This window comes from Staphylococcus sp. 231237_7MaSpsaltlick, from assembly GCF_043107035.1.
This window is the reverse complement of sequence record NZ_JBICNX010000215.1, coordinates 1-785: the sequence shown is the minus strand read 5'-3', so window position 1 is coordinate 785 and position 785 is coordinate 1. Positions and strand designations below refer to the sequence as shown.

Here is a 785-nt window from a genome sequence, read left to right as displayed (position 1 = left end):
GATATATATGAGTTCGTTTCTCAAAAAGTTGATGAAGTACAACAACAAATTAGAGATTTAATGCGTGTTGAGAATATGTTGAATGATTTAAAAGAATGTTGTCCGAATGAAGAATATTTATATTCTTGCCCTATTATTGAGAAAATGTTTGAGGGTTAAAATCAACTTTTTAGCAGGTGATGTAAATTGACTGTACAAAAGCGAAAAAATGTAAAGGATAATGATAAATTATAGTTTTTAGGAATACCAGCATTGTTGGTTCTATGTTGCGCTTTACCAATCCTTTTAATTGCAATTGGATTGAGTTCTATGGGTGCTTTCTTAATAGGAAAACAAGTTTGGATATTTGGTGCTGTTTTGTTAATTGTCGGAATGATTATGTTGGTAAAAAGAAGAGGTAGTCGTAATACATGTCAGTCGGATTGTTGCCATTCTAAATTCAGTGAAACAGAAGAAAAAGGGGGGGAGTGATTTGAAATCAATATTGTTCTTTAAAAGATTTTATTATCAGCTCTCATTATTGTAAGCCTCTCAGCATGTGGAATATCCAATGGAACCAACACGATAAACAATGAAAAAACACAACCAATAAGTTCCGAGAAGCCAACACTCATTTATTTCATGGCATCTTGGTGTCCGACTTGTGTAGCAGGGGAAAAGGTATTTAAACAGATTCATAATAAATATGGGAACAATGTTCAACTTATAACTGTTGATATGGATCCCCTACAAGATACAGAACAAGATTTAAAGGATTTCCAACGTCAATATGGTGGAGAATGGAC

Annotated in this window: 3 protein-coding genes; all 3 read left to right on the top strand. The window is 33.1% G+C overall.

All coding sequences use genetic code 11. From position 1 onward, the window contains the following. Nucleotides 1–159, top strand: a 159-nt coding sequence (locus tag ACF91D_RS31000; protein ID WP_483883400.1) for a MerR family transcriptional regulator, incomplete at its 5' end; no start/stop codon positions are given. A 93-nt stretch (nt 160–252) separates the two neighbouring features. Continuing rightward, nucleotides 253–471, top strand: a complete 219-nt coding sequence (locus ACF91D_RS30995) for a hypothetical protein (RefSeq protein WP_392438589.1) — start codon at nt 253–255, stop codon at nt 469–471. Between the two features lie 27 nt (nt 472–498). Then, on the top strand, nt 499–785 hold a 287-nt coding region (locus ACF91D_RS30990; protein ID WP_392438590.1), incomplete at its 3' end, for a TlpA family protein disulfide reductase.